The organism is Geodermatophilus sp. SYSU D00814 (assembly GCF_054050055.1).
Genome location: NZ_JBJGYP010000019.1, coordinates 12383 through 37609, shown reverse-complemented (window position 1 = coordinate 37609; position 25227 = coordinate 12383). Strand labels below are relative to the sequence as shown.

Genomic DNA, 25227 nt, shown 5'->3' with positions numbered 1-25227 from the left:
AGTGACTGGGTGAGCAGCCACCCGGCCAGCAGCACCAGGTGCAGCAGGAACAGCCACAGGCCGACGGCGACCACCGCCCCGACGACGACCAGGCCGCCGAAGGGGGCACCCAGGTCCAGCGGCAGGGACAGGAACACCACGAAGCCCTGCAGGAAGCCCGACAGGCAGGCCGCGGTGAACAGCGCCCCGCTGGTCAGCGCACCCCAGCGCAGCTGGCCGCCCGAGACGACGCCGAACCCCCACAGCACCGGCACGGTCAGGACGAACAGCACGGTGTAGTAGCCGACGGCGAAGCGGCCCAGTGCCGCCCCGACGCCGTCCTCGCGGGCCAGGTCGGCCATCACCCGGGCGGCCAGCAGCAGCGGGTAGAGCAGCAGCGGCGTGGCGACGACCAGCGGCAGGGTGAGCAGCCGGCCGCGCCAGCCGGTCAGGTTCTCCCGGCGCTGGCTGAAGCGCAGCAGCGCGCGGCGCAGCCCCTCGCCGTAGAAGGTCAGCGGGACCAGCGCCAGGACGAAGCCCAGCAGGTCGAGGTGGGTGCCGGCCTCGACCAGCCGCTCGACCGCCTCCGGGGCGCCCAGCGGCGTGGGCAGCAGCTCGGTCAGCCGCGCGGTGAGCGCCCGCACCTCCTCCGCCGAGGTCACCAGAGCGGTCAGCCGTACGGCGACCAGCAGCAGCGGCACCACCGCGATGCCCGCGTAGAAGGTCAGGCCGGCGGAGATGAGGGCGAGGTCGCGGCCGCGCAGCAGCCGCTGGGCCCCGCGCAGCAGGGTGTGCACCTCGGCGCGCAGGCGGGCCGCGGTCCACCTGCGTTCCGGAGTCACCCGCTCATGGCACCAGCCCCCGCGGGCGCGCGCCCGTCGGAGTGGCGCCGGTGCGGTGCTCAGTCCTCGGAGCTGTCGTCGGTGGTCGGCGCGTCGTTGCCGGGATTCGGGCCGGTCTCCTGGCAGCTGGCGTCGTTCTCGTTGCTGGCGTTCTCGCCGCTGGCGTCGCAGTTGGTGGGCCCGCGGGAGAAGTCGGTGTTGTCGCCGCAGGCGGTGAGGGAGCCGAGCAGCGCGAGCACGACGAGCGGCCGGGCCAGGCGCATCCGCGTGGAGGAGGACATGCCCTGACTCCTACACGCCCCGGCGGCCGGTCAAACGGGCGGGGTCCCGCGTGTCCGTAGCCGCACCACCACGGAACGTCACCGATGTGATTACACCGCGGTGATTGTCACGGGTCCGTCACGCCCCTTACTCTGTGTGTGTCCAACGGGGCGCTCCGTCACTGACCTGGGTGACACCCCGAGGACGCCGTCGAGCCGGTGCGCCCCTCGGGTGCGCCGGGCCGGGGACCCATCGCAGTCCTGGGGTGCAGCGCGTGTCCGCACGCGCCGGGCGAGTCCACGCCCGAACCCGTCAGCTAACCCGGTAGGCGGCCTGGGAAGAGGAGAACCACCGCGTGGCGTCCCTGCGCACGTCCGTCCCCGGCGCGACCGGCCGCCCGCACCGCCGGCCCGGCCGCCGCGCCGCCCTCGTCCTCGCCGGGGCCCTCGGTCTCGGCGTCGGCGTGGGGGTCGTCCCGTCCGCGGCCCTGGCCGAGGAGCCCACCACGGCGGCCGAGGCCGCGCAGCTGGTGGCCGCCCGCGGGCACGACCTCGAGGTCGTCACCGAGCAGTTCAACGAGGCCCGGGAGGCACTGGCCGCCCAGCAGGCCGCGGCCGAGGCCGCCGCCGCGTCCCTCGCCCAGGCGCAGGCCGAGGTCGACACCGCCCGCCGGCAGGTCGTCGGGATCGCCCGGTCGGCCTACACCGGCGACGGCATGGGCTCGTTCCAGGCGCTCATGACCAGCGAGGACGCCGACGAGTTCGTCAACCGCGTCAGCCTCCTGCAGGGCGTCGCCGGCTACCAGGGCGAGCTGCTCGGCCAGGCCGTCGCGGCCACCGAGACCGCCACCGCCGCGCAGACCGCGGCCGCCGAGGCCGCCGCCGAGGCCCAGCGCCAGTACGACGCCGTGGCCGCCCAGCAGGCCGACCTCGAGGGCCAGATCGCCGCCTACCAGGCCGACTTCTCCCGGCTCAGCGCCGAGGAGCAGCGCGCCGCGCTCGAGGCCGCCGCCGCCGCGCACGCCGCCGGGGACCAGCGGGCCAGCCGCGACGAGGACCGCGAGGAGCCCGCCGCCGAGGAGGCCCCCACCGCGTCCTCCGCGCCGGCCGCGGCCCCGGCCCCGGCCAGCGGCGTCGCCGGCACCGTCGTCGCCACCGCCATGGCCCAGCGCGGCAAGCCCTACGTGTGGGCGGCCGCCGGGCCGGGCTCGTTCGACTGCTCCGGCCTGACGCAGTACGCCTTCCAGGCCGCCGGGATCAGCCTCCCGCACTCCAGCAAGATGCAGTCGCAGATGGGCACCGCGGTGTCGAAGGCCGACCTGCAGCCCGGTGACCTGGTCTTCTTCTACAGCCCGGTCAGCCACGTGGGCATCTACATCGGCAACGGCCAGATGGTCCACGCGCCGACCTCCGGCGACGTCGTCAAGGTGGCCAGCATCGACTCGATGGGCAGCTACTCCGGAGCCCGCCGCATCGGCTGAAGGACCACCCTCCCCCCGCCTCGCACGCTCGGCGCGGGACCCTGGAGGGCGGCCGCTCCGGCACGTCACCGGCGTCACAGCGGGACGGGGAGCCGGGGGACCGGCTGCCGCGTTGGTCCCTGCGGAGCTGCCGCCGACGCCTGAGGACCGCGTACCGATGAACCCCCGCACCGTCGCCACCGCCTTCCGCGTCGTCGCCGTCGCCGAGGCGCTGTCCTGGGTGGGCCTGCTCGCCGGCATGTACGTCAAGTACGTGCCGGAGACCTCCGAGGTCGGCGTGCAGGTGTTCGGCCCGGTCCACGGCGCGGTGTTCGTCGCCTACGTCGCCGTCGCGCTGGTCGCGTCCCGGGTGCTGCGCTGGTCGCCGTGGACGACGCTGCTCGCGCTCGCCGCCTCGATCCCGCCGCTGGCCACCGTGGTGTTCGAGCGCTGGGCCGGCCGCACCGGGAGGCTCGCGGCACCCGCGCGGGCCTGACCTACCGTTCCGGGCATGCCCGAGCCCGTGCTGCCCGCCACCGCCCGCACCCTGCTGGCCCGCACCGCCCGCGCCCAGCGCGACGGCCGGGCGCCGAGCCTGGTCGCCGGCGTCGTCCGCGACGGCGGGCTGGCGTGGTCGGCCGGGCGCGGCGACGTCGCCGAGCCGCACACCGACGTCCAGTACCGGCTCGGCTCGATCAGCAAGACGGTCACCGCGGTCGCGGTGCTGCGGCTGCGCGACGAGGGCCGGCTGGGCCTGGACGACCCGCTGGACCGGCACGTCCCCGGCACGCCGCTGGGCGACCGGTCGATCGGGCAGCTGCTGTCGCACCTGGCCGGCGCGTCCGCCGAGAGCCCCGGCGGCTGGTGGGAGCGGGTGCCCGGCGGCTCGCTGGCCGACCTCGCGCTCACCGGCGGCGACGTCGTCCTGGGCGAGGCCCGGCGCTTCCACTACTCCAACCTCGGCTTCGGCCTGCTCGGCGAGCTGGTGGCGCGGCTGCGCGGCCGGCCGTGGGACGACGTCGTCACCGGCGAGGTGCTCGCGCCGCTGGGCATGGCCCGGACGACGCCGCGCCCGTCGGGCCGCGCCGCGCAGGGGTACGCCGTGCACCCGTGGGCCGACGTCGTCCTGCCCGAGCCCGAGCACCACGCCGGGGTCATGGCCGCCGCCGGCCAGCTGTGGGCGTCCCTCGCCGACCTCGCCCGCTTCGCCGCCTTCCTGCTCGGCGACACCGGCGACGTGCTCTCCCCGGCCACGCTGGAGGAGATGGCGGTGCCGGCCGGCGTCGACCCCTCCTCACCGGCCTGGTCGGCGTACGGGCTGGGGCTGCAGGTGCTGCGGGTCGACGGCCGCACGCTCACCGGCCACGGCGGCTCGATGCCGGGGTTCCTCGCCGGGGTCTTCGTCGACCGCGAGGAGGGCACCGGCGGGGTGTCGCTCGCCAACACCACCAGCGGGCTGGACTCGGCGCTGGTCCCGGGCCTGCTCGCCGACCTGCGGGCCGCCGAGCCGCAGGTGGTCGAGCCGTGGCGCCCGGCCGGTTCGCCGGTGCCGCTCGAGCAGCTCGGCGTCTGGTACTGGGGGCCGGCGCCACTGGCCCTGCGAGCGGTGCCCGGCGGGCTGCTGCACCTCGGGCCGCTGCCGGGGCGGGCCGGGCGGGCCAGCCGGTTCCGCCGCTGCGACGACGGCACGTGGCTCGGGCTGGACGGCTACTACGCCGGTGAGACGCTGCGGATCGCCCCCGACCACCTCGACCTGGGCACGTTCGTGTTCACCCGCGAGCCCTACGACCCCGCCGCCCCCGTGCCCGGCGGCGTCGACCCCCGGGGCTGGACCGCCCCCTGACCGTGCACTTCCGCGGAAGCGCACGCGTCTACGGGCGGTCGAAGGCGTCCATGGTGGTCTTGACGACGGCGCCGTAGGCCAGGTGCGGCACCACGTCGGCGGCCCAGTCGGCCGCCGACCACGTGCGCGGGTCGGTGACGCCCAGCACCGTCATCGGCCCGTTGGCGGCCACCAGCACCGCGAGCGTGGTGAGCAGCGTGCCCACCAGCGGCTGCGACCGGAAGCCCGACGCCCGCAGCAGCCCGACGCCGACCCCCACGCCGACGCCGGCCACCAGCCCGGTGATCGGCCCGAGGCCCTGGACCCGGTTCTGCCGGTGCTCCTCGTCGCCCGGGATCGGCACGTGCGCCTTCTCGGCGAGCCGCTCCACCGTCTCCTCGGGCGTGGAGCTGGTGCCCCGGCCGCGGACGGTCATGTCGAGGTAGGTGACGGCGTTGAGCGCGGTCGACCCCGCCGCCCCCGCCGCCGCGCCGCGCAGCGCCCAGCCGAGGGTGCTGATGCCCCGCTTGCCCTTGCCGAACGTCCCCACGGGGGTGCGCTTCGCCATGGACGGCGCCCTACCCGTCGCGCTCACCAGCGCAAACGGCGCATGCTGGGGACGTGGACGACGTCGGCGCGGCCCTCGAGCGGGCGATCGGCGCGCTGCTCGACGCCCGCGCGCCCGGCGCCACGATCTGCCCCTCGGAGGCCGCCCGCGCCGTCGACCCGCAGGGCTGGCGGGAGCTCATGCCCGGGGCGCGGGCGGCGGCCGCCCGGCTGGCCGCCGCGGGCGCCGTCGAGGTGACCCGGCGTGGTGCCGTGGTCGACGTCGCCACCGCCCGCGGCCCGGTCCGGATCCGGCGGGTCAGCCGCTGACCGGCAGCGGCCGGGCCAGGAACGCCGCGAGCAGCCGGGCGGTGCGGTCGACGGTGCCGGAGTGCAGCACCTCGTAGCCGTGCGTGCTCAGCGTGGGCAGGCTCAGCAGCGCCGCCCGCGCCGACTGCCCCGACGCCTGGGCCTGGGAGGCGTCGGAGTCGTAGGACTGCCACACCGCCGTCTGCGGCTGCAGCCCCAGCTCGGTGCCGACGTCGACCAGCGCGTCGGCGACCGCGCGGTCGTAGACGACGGCGTCGTCGGCGTAGGCCACCACCGGCCCGCCGTCGACGGTGACCTGGTACTCCGCCTCCGCGGGGCCGACGTCGAGGGCGATGGTGAGGTCGCCGGGCAGCGTGCGGGCGGCGTAGGAGGCACCGACACCGCCCATCTCCTCGCTGGTGCTGGCCACGAGGTACACGTCGCCGCGGGGGCGCCCGCGCAGCAGCCGCGCCGTCCCCACCAGCGCGGTCAGCGCCGCCCGGTCGTCGAGGAAGTACGAGCCGACGTAGGCGCCGAGGCGGGTCAGCCCGCGCCGGTCGGCGTGCACGCACACCCGCGTCCCCGGGTGCACCCCGGCGGCGGCGAGGTCCTCGGCGGAGCAGCCGGTGAAGACGTACACGTGCGACCAGTCCATCGCCTGTCCGCCCTGGTCGGGCTTGGTCTGCCAGATCCGCGTGCTCTCGGCGGTGGTGTGCTCCGACCCGAGCGTGAGGACGCCGGTGAGGGTCTGCCGCCGGCCGAGGACGGCGACCGGGCCGAGGCCGAAGTTGCCCGGGTACATGACGCCCAGGGAGGTCACCCACAGCGTGCCGTCGGGCTCGACCCGCTTGACCATCATCGACAGCTCGTCGAGGTGCGCGGTGACCCGCACCGCCGGGGCGGACCGGTCCGTCCCGTGCAGCAGCGCGACCAGGTTGCCGGCGGCGTCGACGGTGGTCTCGTCGGCCAGCGGCTCGAGCTCGCGCCGGACGACGTCGCGCACCGCCTCCTCCTGCCCGCCGGGGCCGTAGGTGCGCAGCAGCTCGCCGAGCAGGTCGGGCAGCGGGGTCGGGGCCTCGGCGGTCACCGGGGACCCCTACCCGGACGGCGGCTCCTCTCCCGCCGCGCGCCGCAGCAGCGGGTCGACCCGGTGGTCGACGTAGCGGCGCAGCGCCAGGGCGGTGTCGGTGCGCTCCACCCCGGGCAGGGCGAGCACCTGCTCGGTCAGCCGCCACAGGTCGTCGGCGTCGACGGCGACCACCCGCACCAGCAGGTCCGCCGCGCCGGACAGCGCGGTCACCTCCAGGACCTCGGGCATCGCGGCCAGCGCGGCGGCGACCTCCTCGAGGCCGCGCTGCACGACCTGCACCGTCACGTAGGCGCTGAGCCGGTAGCCGAGCGCTTCCGGGCGCACCCGCGAGGCGAAGGGGGCGAGCAGCCCGCCGGACTCCAGCCGGGCCAGCCGCGCCTGGACGGTGTTGCGGGCCAGCCCGAGCTGCTGGGACAGCGCCAGCACCGTGGCCCTCGGGTCGGCGTCGAGCGCCTGCACCAGCCGCGCGTCGGTGGCGTCGAGGCGCTCGGGACCGGCGGGCACGGCGCCAGTCTGGCACGTGCCGGCCGCTCCCGAAACGCATCCTGCTCAGTCCGCCGTGGCGGCCTTGCGCATCCCGATCGGGGGGTGGTGTGCTCCTTACCGGCGGGGGACGTGTCACGATGTGTGAGTGGAGCCACAACCCCGGCGCCACAGGACGTCCAGCACCGCGACCGGCCGGTGACCCCGGCAGCGCGGACGACGGCGAGGAGCAGCGCGTGAGCGTGTCGAGCGCGACCACCGAGATGGTCGACCCCGTACCCGGGGCGGCCGCGCCCCACCTTCCGCAGCAGCCCGACCTGGTGCAGTTGCTGACCCCCGAGGGCGAGCGGGTCGAGCACCCCGACTACCCGCTCGACGTCTCCGCCGAGGAGCTGCGCGGGCTCTACCGCGACCTCGTGCTGGTCCGCCGGTGGGACGTCGAGGCCACCGCGCTGCAGCGCCAGGGCGAGCTGGGCATCTGGGCCTCGCTGCTGGGCCAGGAGGCCGCCCAGATCGGCGCCGGCCGGGCGATGGCCGACGGCGACACGGCCTTCCCCACCTACCGCGAGCACGGCGTGGCCTGGACCCGCGGGGTCGACCCGCTGCACGTCATCAGCCTGTTCCGCGGCGTGGACAACGGCGGGTGGGACCCGGTCGCCACCGGCTTCAACCTCTACACCGTCGTCATCGGCGCGCAGTGCCTGCACGCCACCGGCTACGCCATGGGCCTGCAGCGCGACGGCGCCGAGACCGCGACGCTGGCCTTCCTCGGCGACGGCGCCACCAGCCAGGGCGAGGTGAACGAGTCCTTCATCTGGGCGGCGAGCTTCTCCGCGCCGGTCGTCTTCTTCTGCCAGAACAACCAGTACGCGATCAGCGTGCCGCTGGAGCGGCAGTCGCGGGTGCCGCTCTACCAGCGCGCGGCCGGCTTCGGCTTCCCCGGCGTCCGCGTCGACGGCAACGACGTCCTCGCCGTCCTCGCCGTCACCCGGGCCGCGCTCACCGCCGCCCGCGAGGGCCAGGGCCCCACGTTCATCGAGGCCTTCACCTACCGGATGGGCGCGCACACCACCTCCGACGACCCCACCCGCTACCGGCTGGCCAGCGAGCTGGAGGAGTGGAAGCTGCGCGACCCGATCGCGCGGGTGAAGGCCCACCTCTCGCGCACCGGCATCGCCGACGCCGAGTTCTTCGACGCCGTCGAGGCCGAGGCCGACGAGCTGGCGCAGCGCATCCGCTCGGGCACCACCGAGATGACCGACCCCCCGGGGACGGCGATGTTCGACCAGGTCTACGCCGAGCAGACGCCGCTCGTGGCCGCGCAGCAGGCGCAGTTCGAGGCCTACCAGGCCTCCTTCGAGGGGAGCGAGCACTGATGGCCGAGACGCTCACCATCGGCAAGGCCCTCAACCTCGGCCTGCGCCGGGCGATGGAGGACGACGCGAAGGTCCTGCTCATGGGCGAGGACATCGGCCGCCTGGGCGGGGTCTTCCGGATCACCGACGGCCTGCAGAAGGACTTCGGCGAGGACCGCGTCGTCGACACCCCGCTGGCCGAGGCCGGCATCCTCGGCACCGCCGTCGGGCTGGCCATGCGCGGCTACCGGCCGGTCTGCGAGATCCAGTTCGACGGGTTCGTCTTCCCCGCCTACAACCAGATCGTCACGCAGGTCGCCAAGATCCACGCCCGCTCCCGCGGCCGGCTGCCCATGCCGATCGTCATCCGGATCCCCTTCGGCGGCGGCATCGGCGCGGTCGAGCACCACAGCGAGAGCCCGGAGGCGTACTTCGCGCACACCCCGGGCCTGAAGGTGGTCGCCGTCAGCAACCCCGCCGACGCCTACTGGGGCATCCAGCAGGCCATCGCCCACCCCGACCCGATCGTCTTCCTGGAGCCCAAGCGCCGGTACTGGGAGAAGGCGGAGGTCGACACCGACGCCACGCCCGGCCCGCTGTTCGCCTCGCGGGTGGTCCGCGGCGGCGACGACGTCACGGTGCTGGCCTACGGCCCGATGGTGAAGACGGCGCTGCAGGCCGCCGAGGCCGCCGCCGAGGAGGGCCGCTCGCTGGAGGTCGTCGACCTGCGCACCCTCTCGCCGCTCGACCTCGACCCGGTGTTCGACTCGGTGCGGCGCACCGGGCGCTGCGTCGTCGTCCACGAGGCGCCGGTGACCCTGGGCCTGGGCTCGGAGATCGCCGCCCGGGTGACCGAGACCTGCTTCCACTCCCTGGAGGCGCCGGTGCTGCGGGTGGGCGGCTACGACACCCCCTACCCGCCGTCGAAGCTCGAGGAGGAGTACCTCCCCGACCTCGACCGTGTCCTCGACGCCGTCGACCGCGCGATGGAGTTCTGACCGATGGCACTGCGCCAGTTCAAGCTGCCCGACGTCGGGGAGGGCCTGACCGACGGCGAGATCCTCCAGTGGCTGGTCTCGGTCGGCGACACCGTGACGGTCAACCAGCCGCTGTGCGAGGTGGAGACCGCCAAGGCCGCCGTCGAGCTGCCCTCCCCCTACGCCGGCACGGTGACCGAGCTGCTGTTCGAGCCGGGCACGACCGTCGACGTCGGCACGCCGATCATCACGATCGACACCGGCGGGGAGGCCCCCGCGCCCGCGCCGGCGGCCGGCGGTGCCGCGCCGGCCGCGGAGTCCGCCGAGCCCGCCGCCGGGCTGATCGGCGGGGCGGCCCCGGGCGGGCGGACGGCGGTGCTCGTGGGCTACGGCCCGCGCACCACCGAGGCCCGCCGCCGGCCGCGCCGTGCGGTGCACGCCGGCCCGGCCCCCGTCGGCGCCGACTACGGCTCCGGCGGTCAGGACCGGCCGCCGCTGCTGGCCACCGCACCCGACGCCACCGTCAAGCCGGTGCGGCACGGCGGGCTCGAGGTGGGCCGGCAGGCCGAGGCGCACGCCCGCGCCGAGGCGGCCGCCCCCTCCCGTCCCGTCTCGCCCGGCCACGGGCGGGTGCGCCCCCTGGCCAAGCCGCCGGTGCGCAAGCTCGCCCGCGACCTCGGCGTCGACCTGACCGCGCTGACCGGCAGCGGCGCCGGCGGGGTCATCACCCGCGAGGACGTCACCGCCGCGGCCGCCGCGCCGCAGGCCCCGGCTCCCGACCAGGGCACCGACCTGACGGCCGACCTGGTCCCCGACCTCGCGGCGGTCCCCTCGCCGGCCGCCGCCCCGGTCGCCGGCGAGCGGGTGCCGGTCAAGGGCGTGCGCAAGGCGACGGCGGCGGCGATGGTGGCCAGCGCGTTCACCGCGCCGCACGTCACCGAGTTCCTCACCGTCGACGTCACGCGGATGATGCGGCTGCGGTCGGAGATCGCCGCCCGGCCGCAGTTCGCCGGGGTGAAGGTCAGCCCGCTGCTGTTCGTCGCCAAGGCGCTGCTGCTGGCCGCGCGCCGGCACCCGATGGTCAACAGCTCCTGGGACGAGCAGGCGCAGGAGATCGTCGTCCACGGGCAGGTGAACCTCGGCATCGCCGCGGCCACCCCGCGCGGGCTGATCGTGCCCAACGTCAAGGGCGCCGACCGGCTGTCGATGGCCGAGCTCGCCGGGGCGCTCACCGAGCTGACCGAGACCGCCCGCGCCGGGCGGACCGCGCCGGCCGACATGACCGGCGGCACGATCACGATCACCAACGTCGGCGTGTTCGGCGTCGACACCGGCACGCCGATCCTCAACCCCGGCGAGTCGGCGATCCTCGCCTTCGGCGCCGTCCGCGAGATGCCGTGGGTGCACAAGGGGAAGGTGCGGGTGCGGCAGGTGACCCAGCTCGCGCTGTCGTTCGACCACCGGGTCATCGACGGCGAGCTCGGCAGCCGGTTCCTCGCCGACGTGGGCGCCCTGCTCTCCGACCCCCGGACCGCGCTGGCCTACTGAGCGCCCGACAGCGGGCCCTGCCGGATCCCGGCAGGGCCCGCTGTCGTCCCCGGAGGGGTCGGGCCCGGCGGGGTCCCCGCCGACGGGGTGGCCCGGTCCGCCCCGGGCGCCCAGGATGACCGGGTGACCGACCTGGACCGGCTGCTGGCCTTCGCCGCGCGCTCGCGGCTGCCCGGCGGCGGCTTCGGCTACCTCGGCTCCGACGGCACGGTCGAGTCCGGCCGGCCGCAGGAGACCTGGATCGTCGCCCGGATGACGCACGTCTTCGGGCTGGCCGCCCTGCTGGGACGGCCCGGCGCGGAGGAGCCGGCGGCCGCCGGGGTGGCGGCGCTGCGCGAGGGGCCGCTGCACGACGGCGCGCACGGCGGCTGGCGGAGCACCGAGGACGACGACACGAAGGCGGCCTACGTGCACGCCTTCGCCGTCCTGGCCGGGGCGACGGCCACCACCGCCGGGATCGAGGGCGGCCGCGCCCTGCTGGAGGAGGCGCTGGAGGTCTGGGACCGGCGGTTCTGGGACGACGCCGCCGGCCTCGCCGTCGAGGAGTGGACCGCGGACTGGTCCCGGCTGTCGGACTACCGCGGCGCCAACGCCAACATGCACGGCGTCGAGGCCACCCTCGCCGCGGCCGACGCGCTCGGCGGGGCCGACGCCGACCGGCTGCGGCAGCGGGCGCTGCGCAGCCTCGAGCGGGTGGTGCACGGGTGGGCGCGGGAGCGGGACTGGCGGCTGCCCGAGCACTTCACCGCCGACTGGACGCCGCTGCCCGGCTTCAACCGCGACCGCCCGGCCGACCCGTTCCGGCCCTACGGCGTCACCGTCGGCCACCAGTTCGAGTGGGCGCGGCTGGCCCTGCACGCCCGCGCGGTCCTCGACGACCCGCCGGCCTGGCTGCTCGACGACGCCGTCGCGCTGTTTCGCGCCGCCGCCGGGCGGGGCTGGGCGGCCGACGGCGCACCGGGCTTCCCGTACACGCTCGACTGGGACGACCGCCCGGTGGTGTCCGCGCGGATGCACTGGGTGCTGTGCGAGGCGGTCGCGGCGGCGACCGTGCTGGCCGCGATCACCGGCGAGGCGCGGTACGGGGAGCTGGCCACCACCTGGCGGGCGCACGGCGAGGAACGGTTCGCCGACCCCGCCACCGGCAGCTGGCACCACGAGCTGACGCCGTCGGGGGAGGTGGCCACGGGGACCTGGACCGGCCAGCCCGACGCCTACCACCTGGCGCAGATGCTGCTGCTCGACGGCCGGCCGGTGCGGGGGAGCGTGGCCGCCGCGCTGCGGTGACCGGTGTGTCCGCCCCCGCGGGGAGGGGTAGGGCGAGGTCACCGCAACGACATCCCGAGCAGCGAGGAGCGTTCCCGTGGCCAGCGTGCAGGAATCCGTCGACGTCGACGTCCCGATCCGTGTCGCCTACGACCAGTGGACGCAGTTCGAGTCGTTCCCGCAGTTCATGGGCGGCGTCGAGCGCATCACCCAGGTCGACGACACGCGCACCCACTGGATCACCAACATCGACGGCGTCAAGCGCGAGTTCGACGCGGAGATCACCGAGCAGCACCCCGAGGAGCGGGTCGCGTGGGCGAGCACGGGCGGTGACGCCAAGCACGCCGGGGTGGTCACCTTCCACCGCCTCGCCGACGACAAGACCCGCGTGATGATCCAGATCGACTGGGAGCCGACCGGCGTCGTCGAGAAGGTCGGCGCCGCGCTCGGCTTCGACGACCGGCAGGTCAAGGCCGACGCCAAGCGGTTCAAGGAGTTCATCGAGAGCCGCGGCGGCGAGACCGGCGCCTGGCGCGGCGACGTCCCGCGGCCCGACCAGCGCTGAGCGCGGCGGCGGCGCGATGATCAGGTGACCTGATCCCGGGGCGTCCTCCCGCACGTCCCACCGTGAGGGAGGATGCCCCACGATCAGGGACCCTGATCGTGGCGCACGCGCAGCACGAAAACGACGACGGCGCCCGCTCCCTCCGCGCGAGGGGGCGGGCGCCGTCGTCGGTGCTGGTTACTCCGCGTCGAGGTCGGCGGCCACCATGCCGGCGATCTGCTCGACGACGGCCTGGTCGTCGCTGGTGACGGTGACCTCGGCGCCCTTCTGGGCACCCAGCGTCATGATCATCAGCGGCGAGCCGGCGTCGACGGGGTTGCCGCCGGGGGTGGCCAGGGTGACCGGGACGCCGGCCTTGCCCACGGCCTCGGCGATGAGCGCGGCGGGGCGGGCGTGCAGGCCGACCCGGGAGCCGACGGTGACGGTCTGACTGGGCATTCGACGTCCTCGCTTCTCGGGGTATCGGTGGGTGTCGGGGTCGAGCCTGCCCTGTCAGGCGCGAGCGGGCGCGCTGACGGTGGAGGCGGGGGCGGCGTTGTGGGCGTGGGCGAGGTCGACGGCGTCCTCGGGGACGGCGTCGGCCTTCCGGCGGCCGATGCTCTTGGCGACGGTGACCGCCAGCGCGCCGACCACGGTGCCGACGACGAGGGCCAGCAGGAACATCCCGATCCCGTTCATCGCGAAGAGCACGAAGATCCCGCCGTGCGGGGCGCGCAGCTCCACCCCGGAGGCGGCGACGATCGCGCCGGTCGTGGCACCGCCGAGCATCATCGACGGGATGACCCGCAGCGGGTCGGCCGCGGCGAACGGGATCGCGCCCTCGGAGATGAACGAGGCGCCGAGCAGCCACGCGGCCTTGCCGTTGTCGCGCTCGGCCGGGGTGTAGAGCTTCGGCCGGATCGCGGTGGACAGCGCCATCGCCAGCGGCGGGACCATGCCCGCGGCCATGACCGTGGCCATGATGACCAGCGAGCCGCTGGTCTGCGAGGCCAGGCCGGCGGTGGCGAACAGGTAGGCCGCCTTGTTCACCGGGCCGCCGAGGTCGAAGCACATCATCAGGCCGAGGATGATCCCCAGCAGCACCGCGGAGGTGCCGCTCAGGCCGTTGAGCCAGTTGCCCAGGCCCTCGACGGCAGCGGCCAGCGGGCGGCCGAGCACCGCCACCATGAGCCCGCTGGAGATCAGCGTCGCCAGCAGCGGGATGATCACCACCGGCTGCAGCCCGCGGACTCCGGTGGGCAGCTTCCACGAGGCGATCCACCGCGCCACCAGGCCGGCGAGGATGCCGCCGACCAGGCCGCCCAGGAAGCCGGCGCTCATGGTCACCGAGACGGCGCCGACGACGAACCCCGGCGCGATGCCCGGGCGGTCGGCGATCGCGTAGGCGATGTAGCCGGCGAGCGCCGGGACCAGGAACCCGAACGCGGCCTGGCCGAGCACGGTGCACAGCGCCCCGAGGTAGCCCCAGAACCCGTCGTTGAGGCCCTCGAGGGGTGCCGCGGAGGGCAGGTCGAGGAAGGAGTTGTTGAGCGCCCAGCTCAGCGCGAAGCTCTGGCCCTCGACGTCGGGGTTCGGGTTGACGATCTGGTACCCGCCGAAGAGGAAGCCGAGCGCGATGAGCAGACCGCCGGCCGCGACGAACGGGATCATGTAGCTGACGCCGGTGAGCAGCCAGCGGCGGATCTCGGTGGCGGTGCTCGGCCGGCCCGCGGGGGCGGCCGCGGCGGCGTCGGCAGCCCCGCCGCCGGGCACCCGGCGGGCGTTCGGGTCGTCGGCGGCGGCCAGCGCCTCGCGGATCATGACCTCGGGCTCGTTGATCGCCCGCTTGGTGCCCGACTGGACGACCGGCTTGCCGGCGAACCGGTCGCGGTCCCGGACGCCGACGTCGACGGCGAAGATGACCGCGTCGGCGTCGCGGATGACCGCCGGGTCCAGCGGGGTGGACCCCGAGGAGCCCTGCGTCTCGACGGCGAGGTCGACGCCCTCGGCCTGCGCGGCCGCGGTGAGCTTGTCGGCGGCCATGTAGGTGTGCGCGATGCCGGTGGGGCAGGCGCTGACCGCGACCAGCCGGCGGCGGGCCGGGGCGGACTCCGGCGCCGGGGCGGTGGCGGGCACGGGGGTGCTGGTCGCCGCGGTGGCGCCGGTGGCCGGCGTCGGGGACACGACCTCCTCGACCAGCGCGACGACGTCGGCGGGCGTGGCGGCGGCGCGCAGCGCGGCGACGAAGTCCGGCCGCACCAGGGCCCGGGCCAGCGCCGACAGCAGCGTCAGGTGGTCGGCGTCGCCCTCCGCGGGGGCGGCGATGAGGAACACCAGGTCGGCCGGGCCGTCGGCGGCACCGAAGTCGACGCCGGGCGCCAGCCGCGCGAACGCCAGCGACGCCTGGGTGACCGCGGCCGACCGGCAGTGCGGGATCGCGATGCCGCCGGGCAGCCCGGTGGCGGCCTGCGCCTCGCGGGCCAGGGCGTCACCGGCGAGCGCCTCGGCGCCGGTGGCCCGGCCGGCGTCGGCCACGAGACCGGCCAGCCGGCGCACGACGGCGTCCTTGTCGGAGCCGAGATCGGCGTCGAGGACGACCAGCTCGGGGGTGATCAGTGCTGACATGACGGACCTTCCGGGGCGTCAGGGGACGTCCCGGCCGGCGGCCGGGACGGGTTCGGGGGAGGGGACGGGCAGGCCCGGCACGACGGGGACGGCGGCCGGGTCGACGAGGTCGGGGGTGGGGACGGCGGAGCCGGGCAGCGCCGCGGCGGCCGAGCCGGTGGCGACGGCGCGGCGCAGCCGCTCGGCGGCGGGGGCGCCGGCCAGGTCGGCCAGTAGGTGCCCGGCCAGGCTGGAGTCGCCGGCGCCGACGGTGCTGCGGACGGCGATCCGCGGGGGGCGCGCCGACCACACCTCGCCCGCGGCGGTGGAGAGCACCGCGCCGTCGCCGCCGAGGGTGAGCAGCACCTCGCCGACGCCGCCGTCGTGCAGCCGCGCGACCGCGGCCGACAGCGCCGCGGGGTCGGCCAGCAGCGCCGCCTCCGTGGTGCCGGTCACCTGGGCCAGCTCCTCGGCGTTGGGCTTGAGCAGGTCGGGTGCGGCGTCGGGGCCGGCGACCAGCAGTGCCCGCAGCGGCGCCTCGGAGGTGTCGACGGCGACCCGTGCGCCGGTGCCGCGGACGGCGCGGACCAGCTCGGCGTACCAGTCCTCGGGCGTGCCGGGCGGCAGCGAGCCGGACAGCACGACCCAGCGGGCGCCCGCGGCGGCGGCGGCCACGGCGGCGGCGAGCGCGGCGCGCAGGCCGGCGTCGAGCGGGGTGCCGGGCTCGTTGAGCTTGGTGGTGGTGCCGTCGGGCTCGGTCAGGGAGTAGTTGGTGCGCACCGGGGCGCCGGTGGGGACGGTGACCAGCGGCAGCCGCAGCGCGTGCAGCGCGGTGACCAGCGGATCGGTGGGGTCGGCGGGCACCACCGCGAGGACCTCGGCGCCGGCCGCGGCCAGTGCGCGGGCGACGTTGACGCCCTTGCCGCCGGGCTCGGTGGAGCTGGCGCCGAGGCGGGCCACCTCGCCGCGCAGCAGGGGGCCGGGCAGGGCGAGGGTGCGGTCGAGGCTGGGGTTGGCCGTCAGCGTGACGACGCGGCCGCCGCTCACGCGACCACGACCTCGACGCCGGCGTCCTCGATGCGCCCGACGACGGCGGGGTCGGCCTCGCCGTCGGTGACCACCACGTCGACGTCGTCGAGCGCGGCGAAGCGCACCAGCTGCTCGCGTCCCAGCTTGCTGCTGTCGGCGAGCACGACCACCCGCTGGCCGGCCCGGACCATCGCCCGCTTCACCGACGCCTCGGCCTCGTCGGGGGTGGTCAGGCCGTGGCCGGGGGCGATGCCGTTGGTGCCGAGGAAGGCGACGTCGGCGCGCAGGTCGGCCAGGGCGCGCACCGGCGTCTCCCCGACCGCGCACTGGGTGAGCCCGCGGACCCGCCCGCCGAGCACGTGCAGCGTGAGGCCGGCGACGGTGGCCAGCCGGGCGGCGATCGGCACCGAGTTGGTGGCCACGAAGAGGTTGCGGTCGACCGGCAGCACCTCGGCCAGCGCCGCGGTGGAGCTGCCGCCGTCGAGCAGGACGCTGCCGCCCGGGCCGGGCAGCAGGTCCAGCGCCGCCGCGGCGATCTTCCGCTTGGCCTCCGCACGGGTGCCGTGGCGCTCGGCCAGCGCCGTCTCCACCAGGCTCAGCGCCGCGGCCGGCACCGCGCCGCCGTGCACCCGGCGCAGCACGCCGGCCCGCTCCAGGACGGCGAGGTCGCGGCGGACGGTCTCGGTGGTGACGCCGAAGTGGTCGGCGACGGCGGTGACCGCGATGCGGCCCTGCTCGACGACCAGCGTGGCGATCGCCTGCTGTCGTTCCTCGGCGTACACGCCCACCTCGCTCGGTCGTGGTGCGCTGCCCGATCATGTGGGCACCGACTTGTGTCTGTGTTGTTCTACGTGGGATTCATTGACAAGTCAACACCGATCCGTGAGGCTGGTCACCGACGGACGACGGCGTCCCCCTGTTCCCCCTGACGGAGAGGTCCGCATGTCCACCACCGCTGCTCCCGCCCCCGGCACGTCCGCGGCCGCTCCCGTGCTCACCGGCACGCCCGTCGTCCCGGGGGTCGTCCTCGGGCCGGTGGTGCGCCCGGCCGGCGCGGTCCGGCTGCCCGACGCCGAGTCCGCCGAGACGCTCCCGGAGACCGCCCGGGCCGAGGAGCGCGCCCGTTTCACCGCGGCCGCCGAGGCCGTGGCCGGCCGGCTGGCCACGCGCGCCGCGGCGGCCACCGGCATGACCGCCGAGGTCCTGTCGGCCACCGCGGGCCTCGCCCGCGACCGCGGCCTGCTCTCCGCCGCCGAGCAGCGCATCGACGCGGGCACCCCGGCCGCGGTCGCCGTCGTGCAGGCCGCCCAGCAGTTCGTCGACGTCTTCACCGCGCTCGGCGGGGTGATGGCCGAGCGCGTCACCGACGTCCGCGACGTCCGCGACCGCGTCGTCGCCGAGCTCACCGGCCAGGGGGAGCCGGGCGTGCCCGCGCCGGAGACGCCGTCGGTGCTGCTGGCCGACGACCTGGCGCCGGCCGACACCGCCGGTCTCGACCCCGCCCGCATCGTCGGGCTGGCCACCCGGCTGGGCGGCACGACCAGCCACACCGCGATCATCGCCCGGCAGCTGAACCTGCCGCTCGTCGTCGCCGTCGAGGGCCTCGACGCCGTCCCCGCGGGCGCGACCGTCCTGCTCGACGCCGAGGAGGGCACCGTCACCGTCGACCCGGAGCCGGAGGCAGCCGCCGCCCAGGTCGCGGAGGCGCGGCGCCAGGCCGAGGCGCTGGCGGGCTACCGCGGACCGGCCGCGACCCGCGACGGCGTGGCCGTGCCGGTGCTGGCCAACGTCCAGGACGGCGCGGGCACCCGCGCCGCCGTGGCCGCCCACGCCGAGGGGGTCGGGCTGTTCCGCACCGAGCTGGCCTTCCTCGGCCGGGCCGCCGAGCCCACCGTCGAGGAGCAGGCGCGGGGCTACGCGGAGGTGTTCGAGGCCGCGGCCGGCCGCCGGGTCGTGCTGCGGACCCTCGACGCCGGGTCGGACAAGCCGCTGGAGTTCGCGACGCCGCCGGAGGAGCCCAACCCGGCGCTCGGCGTGCGCGGCCTGCGGGTGGCCCGCCGCGACCCCGGGCTGCTCGACCGCCAGCTCGACGCCGTCGCCGAGGCCGCCCGCCGCACCGACGCCGCGCCGTGGGTGATGGCGCCGATGGTGGCCACCGTCGCCGAGGCCGCCGACTTCGCCGGCCGGGTGCGCGAACGCGGGCTGGTGCCCGGCGTGATGGTCGAGGTGCCGTCGGTGGCGCTGCTGGCCGACCGGTTCCTCCGGCACGTCGACTTCCTGTCGATCGGCACCAACGACCTGTCGCAGTACGCGCTGGCCGCCGACCGGCTCTCGGCCGACCTGGCCGACCTCACCGACCCGTGGCAGCCGGCGCTGCTGGCGCTGGTGGCCGCCACCGCGGCGGCGGGCCGGCGGGCCGGCAAGCCGGTCGGGGTCTGCGGGGAGGCCGCCGCCGACCCGCTGCTGGCCTGCGTGCTCGTCGGCCTGGGGGTGACCTCGCTGTCCTGCGCGGCCCCGGCGGTCGCCGGCGTCGGGGCCCGGCTGGCCGGGGTGGACTCCGGCGCCTGCGTGGAGGCCGGCGAGGCGGCGCTGGCCGCCGACGACCCGCGCGCCGCGCGTGCGGCGGCGCGGGCGGTGCTCACCCGCGGCTGAGACCCGCCCGCAGGGGGCTACTGCTCCAGCAGGGCCTCCAGCCGGGCGGTGCCGGTGAGCAGCGCCCGCGACCGGCGGTCGACGTCCCGGGAGCGGGCGGCCAGCGCGGCCGCGGCCTCCTCGGTGCGGGTCGCCTGCCGCAGCGCGGGCAGCAGCTCGCGCAGCGCGCCGATCCCGTGGCCGGCCCGGCGCAGCTGGTGCACGAGGCGGGCGTCGCGGACGTCGCCGGGTGCGTACGTCCGCGCCCGGCCCGGCAGCACACGCCGGGGGACCACCAGTCCCTCGGCGTCCCAGTGGCGCAGCGTGGAGGCCCGCACCCCGAGCGCGTCGGCCAGCTCGCCGATGCCCATCGCGTCCGCGGGGCGCGGCTCGTCGATCGGCTCGGCGGCGATCGCCCGCGCCGCCTCCTGCGCCAGCCGCAGGTCGCGGCGCTCGGTGCGCAGCCGCGCGTGGGCGTCGTCGAGGAGGGCGAGGAGCTCCCCGAGCGGCCCCCGGTTCGCCGTCCGCACGATGCGGCCGGCCCCGGCGGGGCCGACCGCCGCGGCGAACGCCCGGTAGGCGAGCGCCGCCTGCGCGTGGGTCGCGGTGAGGACGCGGTGGCCCGCCGCGGTCCGCGCCGCCGGGGGCAGGACGCCCTCGCGCTCGAGGTCGCGGACCTGCTGCACCGAGCACCCGGCCTGCCGCGCGACGTCGACCGTGCGCAGGCCCCCGTTGCGACTCCGCACCGCGTCCTCCCTGGTCGTCCGCGCCGGACCCTCCACAGGGGCCTGAGTGTCACGCTCGAACCCGTGAGCGCCGGACGCCTGAGCATCGACGACGTCGTCGGCCTGGTCGAGTCGCTGGGCGGGGTGCTGACGCTGCGCCCCGGTCCCGGTGACGGCTCCCCCGAGGCCGCCTGGGGTGACCTGTTCTTCTACTACGCCCCCGACGGGGTCCTGCCCCGCACGCAACCCTTCGCCACCGTGGTGACCAAGGACCTGCCCGGTGAGCCGGCGGCGGGGCTGGACCGTCCCGGGGCGTTCCGGCTCAACATCGCGGCGAGCGCTGCCGACTCCTCCCGGTGGACCGGACGGGCGCCGGGGGAACCGGCGCCGGACGACACCGGTCCCGCGGTGCCCGACACCGTCCTCGCCCACCCGGTCTACGGGCACCTCGGCTGGGTCGCCGTCGTCGACCCGGGACCGCGGACGGCGGGCGCGGTCGCCGACCTGCTGCGGGCGGCCCACGCCCGCGCCCGCGCCCGGCGCGAGCGCCGCCTCGCGGTGCGGCCCCAGCCACCCCATCTCCCTCCCTCGGGTGAACGATCGTCGGAAATGTGATGACGCTCCCTACGGATCGACGGAACAATCAGCGCTGCGCCTGCTTTACTACTGGTGCACCCCGCGACGGCACCGAAGAGGAGACGGACATGACGATCACCACCACCTGGCGCAAGCGCCGGCAGGCCACCCGCACCCGGCGTGCCCTCGAGCGCGCGCTCGCCCGCTCCAGCAGCCCCGCGATGCGCGACGAGCTGCTGACGATGGCCAACAACGGCGGCTTCTGAGCAAGGACCTCCCTGCCCCCACCGCTCGCACGCTCGCGGCGGGCCCCTGCAGGGAGGCCGTTCCAGTGCGTCACCTGGCCCCGGTCTGCTCCGCAGCCCGGGGCCGTTCGCCGTCCGGGGCCGCCTCCCCCCTTCGGGTCGGCGGCTCAACCCCGGGCCGGGCGGTGCCGATCCCCCTCGTGTGACTGCAGGACGCCGGGGCGGCCCGTCCCCCAGCCGGCCAGGGGACGACGACGCCGCGCCGGTCGAGGCCCACGAGACCTCGGGGGCGACGACCGGGCTGGTGCTCGCCTTCGTCCGCGAGCACGCCGGCGAGGCCGCGGTGCAGGAGGTGCTGCGCCGGGCGGGCGTGCCGTTCACGGCCGAGGAGCTCGCCGAGCCCGCCACCTGGACCAGCTACGCCACCCGCATCCGGCTGTTCACCGCCGCGACCGAGGTCCTCGGCGACCCGGGCGCGATGTTCCGCGTGGGGGCGGAGTCCCTGCGCACCGGCATGAACCCCAGCGTGGTCGTGCTGGTGCGCGCCATGGGCTCCCCCCGCCAGGTCTACGCCCGGCTGCCCCGTGCGGTCGCCAACTTCTCCACCACCTCCACGATGGAGGTCCTGCACTCCGACGCGACGTCGGCGACCATCCGGTACCGGCTGCACGAGGGCTACGTGCACTCGCGGCTGGACTGCGACTACGCCCGCGGGCTGATCAGCATGGTGCCCACCGTCTTCGGCCTGGCGCCGGCCCAGGTGGTCCACGACGAGTGCGAGTCCTCCGGCGCCGACGCCTGCGTGTACCGGCTCTCGTGGGACCGCCGCTCCCGCCTGCCGTGGCGGCGCCGCACCGAGGTGGCGGCCGACGCCGAGCTCGTGGCCCTGCGCAGCCAGGTCCGCGCGCTGCAGTCCGCGGCGACCGACCTCGTCGACGGCGAGGACCTCGACAGCGTCCTGCCGCGCATCGTCGAGCGCGCCGCCGCCGCGGTGCTCGCGCCCGCCTACCTGCTCGCCGTCTCCTCCCCCCTCGGCGGCCCGCCGCTGGTGCACAGCTCCGGCCTGCCCGTCGCGGACGTCCCCGCGCTCGCCACCCGGCTCCTGGCCGGGGAGGACCTCGGTCCCGGCTCGGTCGTGGTCGACGTCGCCTCCGCGCGGCGCACCCACGGCCGGCTGGCCGCGCTCGGCCGCTCCGCCGAGGGCGGGCTCGGGGACGAGCGCCCGATGCTGGCCGCCTACGCCGGCCACGCCGCGGCCGCGCTGGACCTGGTGATGGCGGTGGAGGCCAGCCGGGCGGAGGCGCGCCGCGCCGGTGCGCTGCTCGACCTGGCCCACGGCCTCGCGCAGGCCGCCGACGCCACGGGGATCTGCGAGGTGGTGGCCGGGGCGCTGCCCGGCGTCGTCGGCTGCAGCAACGCCGCCGTCATGCTGTGGGACCCCGCCGCCGGGACGCTCGCCACGGCCGCCACGGTGGGGCTGCCCCCGCAGCAGGACGCGATCATGCGCGCCACGTCGCTGCGGGCCGAGGACGTGCCGGAGCTGTTCGGCATGCTCACCGACCGCACGCCGCAGGTCGTCAGCGCCGCCGCTGCCAGCGCCCCGCTGCGCGAGCTGCTCACCGCGCTCACCCTCAGTGACGTCGTCGCCGTCCCGCTGCTGGCGGGCAGCACCTTCCTCGGCGTCGTCACCGCCAGCTGGACCGCTTGGGAGGTGAGCGGCGCCCTGGACGCCGACGTGCTCACCCGCCTGCGCGGTGCCGGGGACCAGGCGTCGACGGCGCTGCAGAAGGCGCGGCTGCTGGAGACCGTCCGCCACCAGGCCACCCACGACGCGCTCACCGGCCTGCCCAACCGGGTGCTGTTCCGCGAGCGGCTGGTCGCCGCGCTGGCCGCCTCGCCGGCGTCCGGGCACGTCGGCGTCCTGTTCTGCGACCTCGACCGGTTCAAGGCGGTCAACGACACCCTGGGCCACGCGGCCGGCGACGAGCTGCTGCGGCAGGTGTCGGCGCGCCTGCGGGCCGCCGTCCGGCCCGGGGACACCATCGGGCGGCTCAGCGGCGACGAGTTCGCCGTCCTGGTGCCGCGCCTGTCGGGGGCCCGTGCCGCCGACGCGGTGGTCGCGCGGGTGGCCGGGGCGTTCGCCGAGCCGTTCCGGCTCGAGGGCACCCCGGTCGACGTCGGCACCAGCACCGGGGTGGCCGTGCACTCCGGCGTCGCGGAGGACCCCTCCGCGGTCGCCGAGGGGCTGCTGCGCGACGCCGACGCCGCCATGTACCGGCACAAGCACCGCGAGCGACCGGCGGCCCCCGCTCCCCGCGCGGCGGAGTAGCGAGGAGCCGACCTCTGGTGGCGCTACACCGATCTGGGCGGACACCAGCCCCGCGCCGCACTGGCCGATCACCTGGTCGGCGCCGCCGCGTGGCCGGCCGCCGAGCACAACGTCCTCGCTCAGACGCTGAACGAACCTGTGGGATCTGGGCACCTCCAGTCCGGCTCCGCTGCGCGAACTCCAGGACACCGTGCGGAGAACCCCACCGGAGACCGGCCACGGCCGGCGGGCCGGAGCCGGCCTGCCGCCGACGATGCCCGTGCCCACGGTCTCGCCACTGGAACAGCCCGCTGCGCGGCCGTCGTCGCTGCCAGTGGTCGCGGTCGCGGACGGGGGGACGTGGACGACGACCTCGCGGCCCGGACGGCCGCGTCGTGGCACCGACCGCGGGCCGCCTGCCTGGCGGCCGAGCAGGCGCACCAGCGGGCCGGACGGACGCGCGGCCTGTCGCACACGAGCCGCGCGCTGACGCGCCTGCGCCGCCCCTGCACTGCCCAGCGGCACGAACAGCTCGGCACCCGCGTGCTGCCCCACCTGCGGTGTCCGGGTGGGCTGGGGGGTAGCCCACCGGGACGGTCGCGCGGGATCCCGGGGTGCCGGGCGGCCCAGACCCGGTGGTCCAGAGCCGTGGCCGCCGGGTCGCCTCAGACCTCAGCTCCGCCGACCCGGGATCTCCCCGGTCTCCACCAGCCGCCGGGCCACCTCCCGCAGCTTGGTGTTGCTCTCCTGCGACAGCCGGCTGAGCACGCCGAACGCCTGGTCCGGCGTGAGCCTCAACCGCTCCATCAAGATCCCCTGGGCCATCCCGATCAGGTTGCGGGTCGCCATCGCCGAGCGCAGGTGCTCCTCGGTCTGCGCGCTGCGCAGCGCGACCGCGGCCTGCGCAGCGAACGCCAAGCCCTCGCCGCGGGTCTCCTCGTCGAAGGCGGCCGGCTCCGGCGAGTAGAGGTTGAGCGCGCCGAGGCTGCCCTGCTCCTGGTCGGTGAACAGCTGCAGCGACAGGCTGCTGCGGATGCCGGTCTCCTCGGTGACCGCCCGCGTCCAGCGGGGATAGCGCTCCTCGGTCGTCATGTCGTCGATCTGGAAGGTCTCCTGCTCCCAGATCGCGTCCAGGCACGGCCCTTGCTCGAGCTCGTACTGCAGCCGGTCGGCCCGCCCGGCCCGGTCGTCGGTGGCCGCCGGGGTCTCCACCTCGCGGCGCTGCTTCACCAGCGACACGCTGGCCCACACCTCGCCGTCGAGGTTGTGCGCGGCGGCCTCGACCACCCGCTGCAGCGTGTGCTGCATGTCCGGTTCCCTGACCAGCTCACGGGCGATACCGGCCAGCCGCTCGTTGAAGTCCGACATCTCGGACATCCACCGCTCCTCCGCACCGTCCGCGGCCCGCGGCCTGGACGACCCGGGGACCGGAGCCCTACCCCCACCGGGTCCTGCCTCATGCCGTCCGTCGCCGGTTTCCGTCCGGGCGGCGAGGTCCGACCGACCAGTACGCCGTAGCTCCCGCCGGCCACGGGGCGGCGCGCAGCCCCGACCACCCGGCACCAGGCACACCGACGCAGGCCACGTCGACCAGAACCGCCAGGCTGTCTCATGGTGCACGTGACCGCCCCTGGGCGTTCCCGCGGGAACGTCGTGGAGGACGCGAGCGCGCGTCACGTTCCCGCGGGAACGTCCGAGTACCGAGATGCTCCTCAGCGGGCCGCTCGGGGACACCTGTCGAAGCCCTCTCTCGCGGGATCCGCGGGACGGGCTCTAGTCGCGCAGCCGGCGGCGCAGCGCGGCCTGCTCGTCGGGGCCGAAGCCGTGCTCGGTGAGCCAGCCCAGCGGGCCGCCGTGCCGCTCGTCGAGGATCTCCAACAGGCGCCGCATGGTCGCCGCGCGCGGGGTGTGACTGGCGACGTCGCGGTTGGTCATGTCCTCGGCGTAGGTGGGCGAGGTCCGCAGCTTGGCGACCAGCGCCTCGATGACGTCGGCGGTGAGCGCGTAGTCCGCGACGATCTCCTCGTGCGGCACCCCCGCCGCGACCAGCGCGAACATCACCACCACGCCGGTGCGGTCCTTGCCGGCGGCGCAGTGCACCACCGCCGCGCCCTCCCCGCCGGCGATCACCCGCAGCGCCGCGAGGACGTTCTCCGGCCGGTGGTGCAGGTAGCCCAGGTAGGAGCGCACCGCCGGCGGCTCGACCTCGTCGGCCTCGGTGGTCTGGCGCGGCAGCAGGGTCTCCGCCCAGTCCGCGGGCAGGTCGGGGACGTCGGCCTCCTCGACGGCGAAGACGTCGGTGTGGTGGCCCTTCTCCGGGAGCAGGCTCAGGTGCCGGTGGGTGACGCCCTCCACCGCGCGCAGCGGACCGCGGCCCTCCAGCAGCACCTCAGCGGTGGTGCGCAGGTCGATGACGTCGCGCAGCGGCAGCTCGGCCAACCGGCGCAGGTCGTCGTCGCTGAGGGTCTGCAGGTTGTCGCTGCGCAGCACCCGGCCGAACGCGGTGGTGCCGCCGTCGGTGGTGGGCAGGCCGCCGAGGTCGCGCGTGTTCGTCGTCCCGTCGAGTCGGAGCCAGCGGTCGGGGTGCGGTGCGGTCACCCTCCGACCGTACGGCGCGGCCCCGGACGG

24 protein-coding genes, 1 pseudogene and 1 riboswitch are annotated in these 25227 nt (G+C 76.4%); of the genes and pseudogenes, 13 read left to right on the top strand and 12 right to left on the bottom strand.

Translation table 11 applies throughout. The features are described 5' to 3' along the window. Positions 1–2: 2 nt before the first annotated feature. A pseudogene (locus tag ACI780_RS15875) lies at positions 3–776 on the bottom strand (YhjD/YihY/BrkB family envelope integrity protein); the annotation flags it as partial. A gap of 104 nt (positions 777–880) precedes the next feature. After that, the gene (locus tag ACI780_RS15870) at positions 881–1102 is read right to left on the bottom strand and encodes a hypothetical protein (protein ID WP_456869925.1); all 222 of its coding nucleotides are present in this window, start codon (positions 1100–1102) and stop codon (positions 881–883) included. 191 nt (positions 1103–1293) lie between these two features. Beyond that, a riboswitch (cyclic di-AMP (ydaO/yuaA leader) is annotated at positions 1294–1430 on the top strand. 7 nt (positions 1431–1437) lie between these two features. Here ACI780_RS15870 and ACI780_RS15865 point away from each other — a divergent pair. From ACI780_RS15865 to ACI780_RS15855, 3 genes are all read left to right on the top strand, one after another. Beyond that, entirely contained in the window at positions 1438–2562 is a 1125-nt protein-coding gene (locus tag ACI780_RS15865) for a C40 family peptidase (RefSeq protein WP_457004085.1), read from the top strand. A gap of 157 nt (positions 2563–2719) precedes the next feature. Beyond that, a complete protein-coding gene (locus ACI780_RS15860) occupies positions 2720–3037 on the top strand; it encodes a DUF3817 domain-containing protein (RefSeq protein WP_457004083.1) in 318 nt (105 codons plus the stop codon). A gap of 15 nt (positions 3038–3052) precedes the next feature. Beyond that, positions 3053–4384 carry a serine hydrolase domain-containing protein gene (locus ACI780_RS15855; protein ID WP_457004081.1) on the top strand — a complete coding sequence of 444 codons (1332 nt, stop codon included), beginning with the start codon at positions 3053–3055 and terminating at the stop codon, positions 4382–4384. A 28-nt stretch (positions 4385–4412) separates the two neighbouring features. Here the strand turns inward: ACI780_RS15855 and ACI780_RS15850 are convergent, their stop codons facing one another. After that, the gene (locus ACI780_RS15850) at positions 4413–4931 is read right to left on the bottom strand and encodes a hypothetical protein (protein WP_457004079.1); all 519 of its coding nucleotides are present in this window, start codon (positions 4929–4931) and stop codon (positions 4413–4415) included. 53 nt (positions 4932–4984) lie between these two features. On the opposite strand from ACI780_RS15850, the gene ACI780_RS15845 reads away from it, so the two are divergent. After that, entirely contained in the window at positions 4985–5239 is a 255-nt protein-coding gene (locus ACI780_RS15845; RefSeq protein ID WP_457004077.1) for a DUF3253 domain-containing protein, read from the top strand. Here the strand turns inward: ACI780_RS15845 and ACI780_RS15840 are convergent. Both ACI780_RS15840 and ACI780_RS15835 read right to left on the bottom strand, forming a co-directional pair. Further along, entirely contained in the window at positions 5229–6305 is a 1077-nt protein-coding gene (locus tag ACI780_RS15840) for a M42 family metallopeptidase (protein ID WP_457004075.1), read from the bottom strand. The genes ACI780_RS15845 and ACI780_RS15840 overlap by 11 nt on opposite strands. A 9-nt stretch (positions 6306–6314) precedes the next feature. After that, on the bottom strand, positions 6315–6812 hold the full coding sequence (locus tag ACI780_RS15835) for an Lrp/AsnC family transcriptional regulator (RefSeq protein ID WP_456869932.1): 498 nt from the start codon (positions 6810–6812) through the stop codon (positions 6315–6317). Positions 6813–7027: 215 nt separating this feature from the next. On the opposite strand from ACI780_RS15835, the gene pdhA reads away from it, so the two are divergent. The 5 genes from pdhA (at position 7028) to ACI780_RS15810 (ending at position 12502) form a co-directional block, all read left to right on the top strand. After that, on the top strand, positions 7028–8167 hold the full coding sequence (gene pdhA / locus ACI780_RS15830) for a pyruvate dehydrogenase (acetyl-transferring) E1 component subunit alpha (protein WP_457004073.1): 1140 nt from the start codon (positions 7028–7030) through the stop codon (positions 8165–8167). After that, positions 8167–9144: an alpha-ketoacid dehydrogenase subunit beta gene (locus ACI780_RS15825; RefSeq protein ID WP_456869934.1), complete on the top strand. Its 978-nt coding sequence runs from the start codon at positions 8167–8169 to the stop codon at positions 9142–9144. The genes pdhA and ACI780_RS15825 overlap by 1 nt, the downstream gene beginning before the upstream one ends. A gap of 3 nt (positions 9145–9147) precedes the next feature. Continuing rightward, positions 9148–10671, top strand: a complete 1524-nt coding sequence (locus ACI780_RS15820; RefSeq protein ID WP_456869935.1) for a dihydrolipoamide acetyltransferase family protein — start codon at positions 9148–9150, stop codon at positions 10669–10671. A 123-nt stretch (positions 10672–10794) separates the two neighbouring features. Then, positions 10795–11958 carry an AGE family epimerase/isomerase gene (locus ACI780_RS15815; protein WP_456869936.1) on the top strand — a complete coding sequence of 388 codons (1164 nt, stop codon included), beginning with the start codon at positions 10795–10797 and terminating at the stop codon, positions 11956–11958. Between the two features lie 85 nt (positions 11959–12043). Next, positions 12044–12502, top strand: coding sequence for an SRPBCC family protein (locus tag ACI780_RS15810; protein WP_457004070.1), 459 nt, complete (start codon positions 12044–12046; stop codon positions 12500–12502). A 177-nt stretch (positions 12503–12679) separates the two neighbouring features. Here ACI780_RS15810 and ACI780_RS15805 read toward each other — a convergent pair whose 3' ends face one another. The 4 genes from ACI780_RS15805 to ACI780_RS15790 are packed head-to-tail and all read right to left on the bottom strand — an operon-like array spanning position 12680 to position 16902. Continuing rightward, the gene (locus tag ACI780_RS15805) at positions 12680–12940 is read right to left on the bottom strand and encodes an HPr family phosphocarrier protein (RefSeq protein ID WP_089402746.1); all 261 of its coding nucleotides are present in this window, start codon (positions 12938–12940) and stop codon (positions 12680–12682) included. 54 nt (positions 12941–12994) lie between these two features. Beyond that, positions 12995–15106, bottom strand: a complete 2112-nt coding sequence (locus ACI780_RS15800) for a PTS fructose transporter subunit IIABC (protein ID WP_456869938.1) — start codon at positions 15104–15106, stop codon at positions 12995–12997. A gap of 18 nt (positions 15107–15124) precedes the next feature. Then, positions 15125–16132: a 1-phosphofructokinase family hexose kinase gene (locus ACI780_RS15795; RefSeq protein WP_457004067.1), complete on the bottom strand. Its 1008-nt coding sequence runs from the start codon at positions 16130–16132 to the stop codon at positions 15125–15127. After that, complete coding sequence (locus tag ACI780_RS15790; RefSeq protein ID WP_457004065.1) at positions 16129–16902, bottom strand: DeoR/GlpR family DNA-binding transcription regulator; 774 nt, start codon at positions 16900–16902, stop codon at positions 16129–16131. The genes ACI780_RS15795 and ACI780_RS15790 overlap by 4 nt, the downstream gene beginning before the upstream one ends. Positions 16903–17056: 154 nt before the next feature. On the opposite strand from ACI780_RS15790, the gene ACI780_RS15785 reads away from it, so the two are divergent. After that, on the top strand, positions 17057–18766 hold the full coding sequence (locus tag ACI780_RS15785) for a putative PEP-binding protein (protein ID WP_457004063.1): 1710 nt from the start codon (positions 17057–17059) through the stop codon (positions 18764–18766). Between the two features lie 17 nt (positions 18767–18783). Here ACI780_RS15785 and ACI780_RS15780 read toward each other — a convergent pair whose 3' ends face one another. After that, complete coding sequence (locus ACI780_RS15780; RefSeq protein ID WP_457004061.1) at positions 18784–19491, bottom strand: MerR family transcriptional regulator; 708 nt, start codon at positions 19489–19491, stop codon at positions 18784–18786. 63 nt (positions 19492–19554) lie between these two features. Between ACI780_RS15780 and ACI780_RS15775 the strand changes: the two genes are divergently transcribed. The 3 genes from ACI780_RS15775 (at position 19555) to ACI780_RS15765 (ending at position 22620) form a co-directional block, all read left to right on the top strand. Next, positions 19555–20085, top strand: a complete 531-nt coding sequence (locus ACI780_RS15775; RefSeq protein ID WP_457004059.1) for a DUF6194 family protein — start codon at positions 19555–19557, stop codon at positions 20083–20085. An 89-nt stretch (positions 20086–20174) separates the two neighbouring features. Beyond that, positions 20175–20312 (top strand): hypothetical protein, encoded by a 138-nt coding sequence (locus ACI780_RS15770; protein ID WP_456869944.1) that lies wholly within the window; start codon positions 20175–20177, stop codon positions 20310–20312. Between the two features lie 181 nt (positions 20313–20493). Beyond that, a complete protein-coding gene (locus ACI780_RS15765; RefSeq protein WP_457004057.1) occupies positions 20494–22620 on the top strand; it encodes a diguanylate cyclase domain-containing protein in 2127 nt (708 codons plus the stop codon). A 651-nt stretch (positions 22621–23271) separates the two neighbouring features. Here the strand turns inward: ACI780_RS15765 and ACI780_RS15760 are convergent. Continuing rightward, a complete protein-coding gene (locus ACI780_RS15760) occupies positions 23272–23976 on the bottom strand; it encodes an ANTAR domain-containing protein (protein WP_456869946.1) in 705 nt (234 codons plus the stop codon). 396 nt (positions 23977–24372) lie between these two features. Then, on the bottom strand, positions 24373–25197 hold the full coding sequence (locus tag ACI780_RS15755; RefSeq protein WP_457004055.1) for a tyrosine-protein phosphatase: 825 nt from the start codon (positions 25195–25197) through the stop codon (positions 24373–24375). Between the last annotated feature and the right edge of the window lie 30 nt (positions 25198–25227).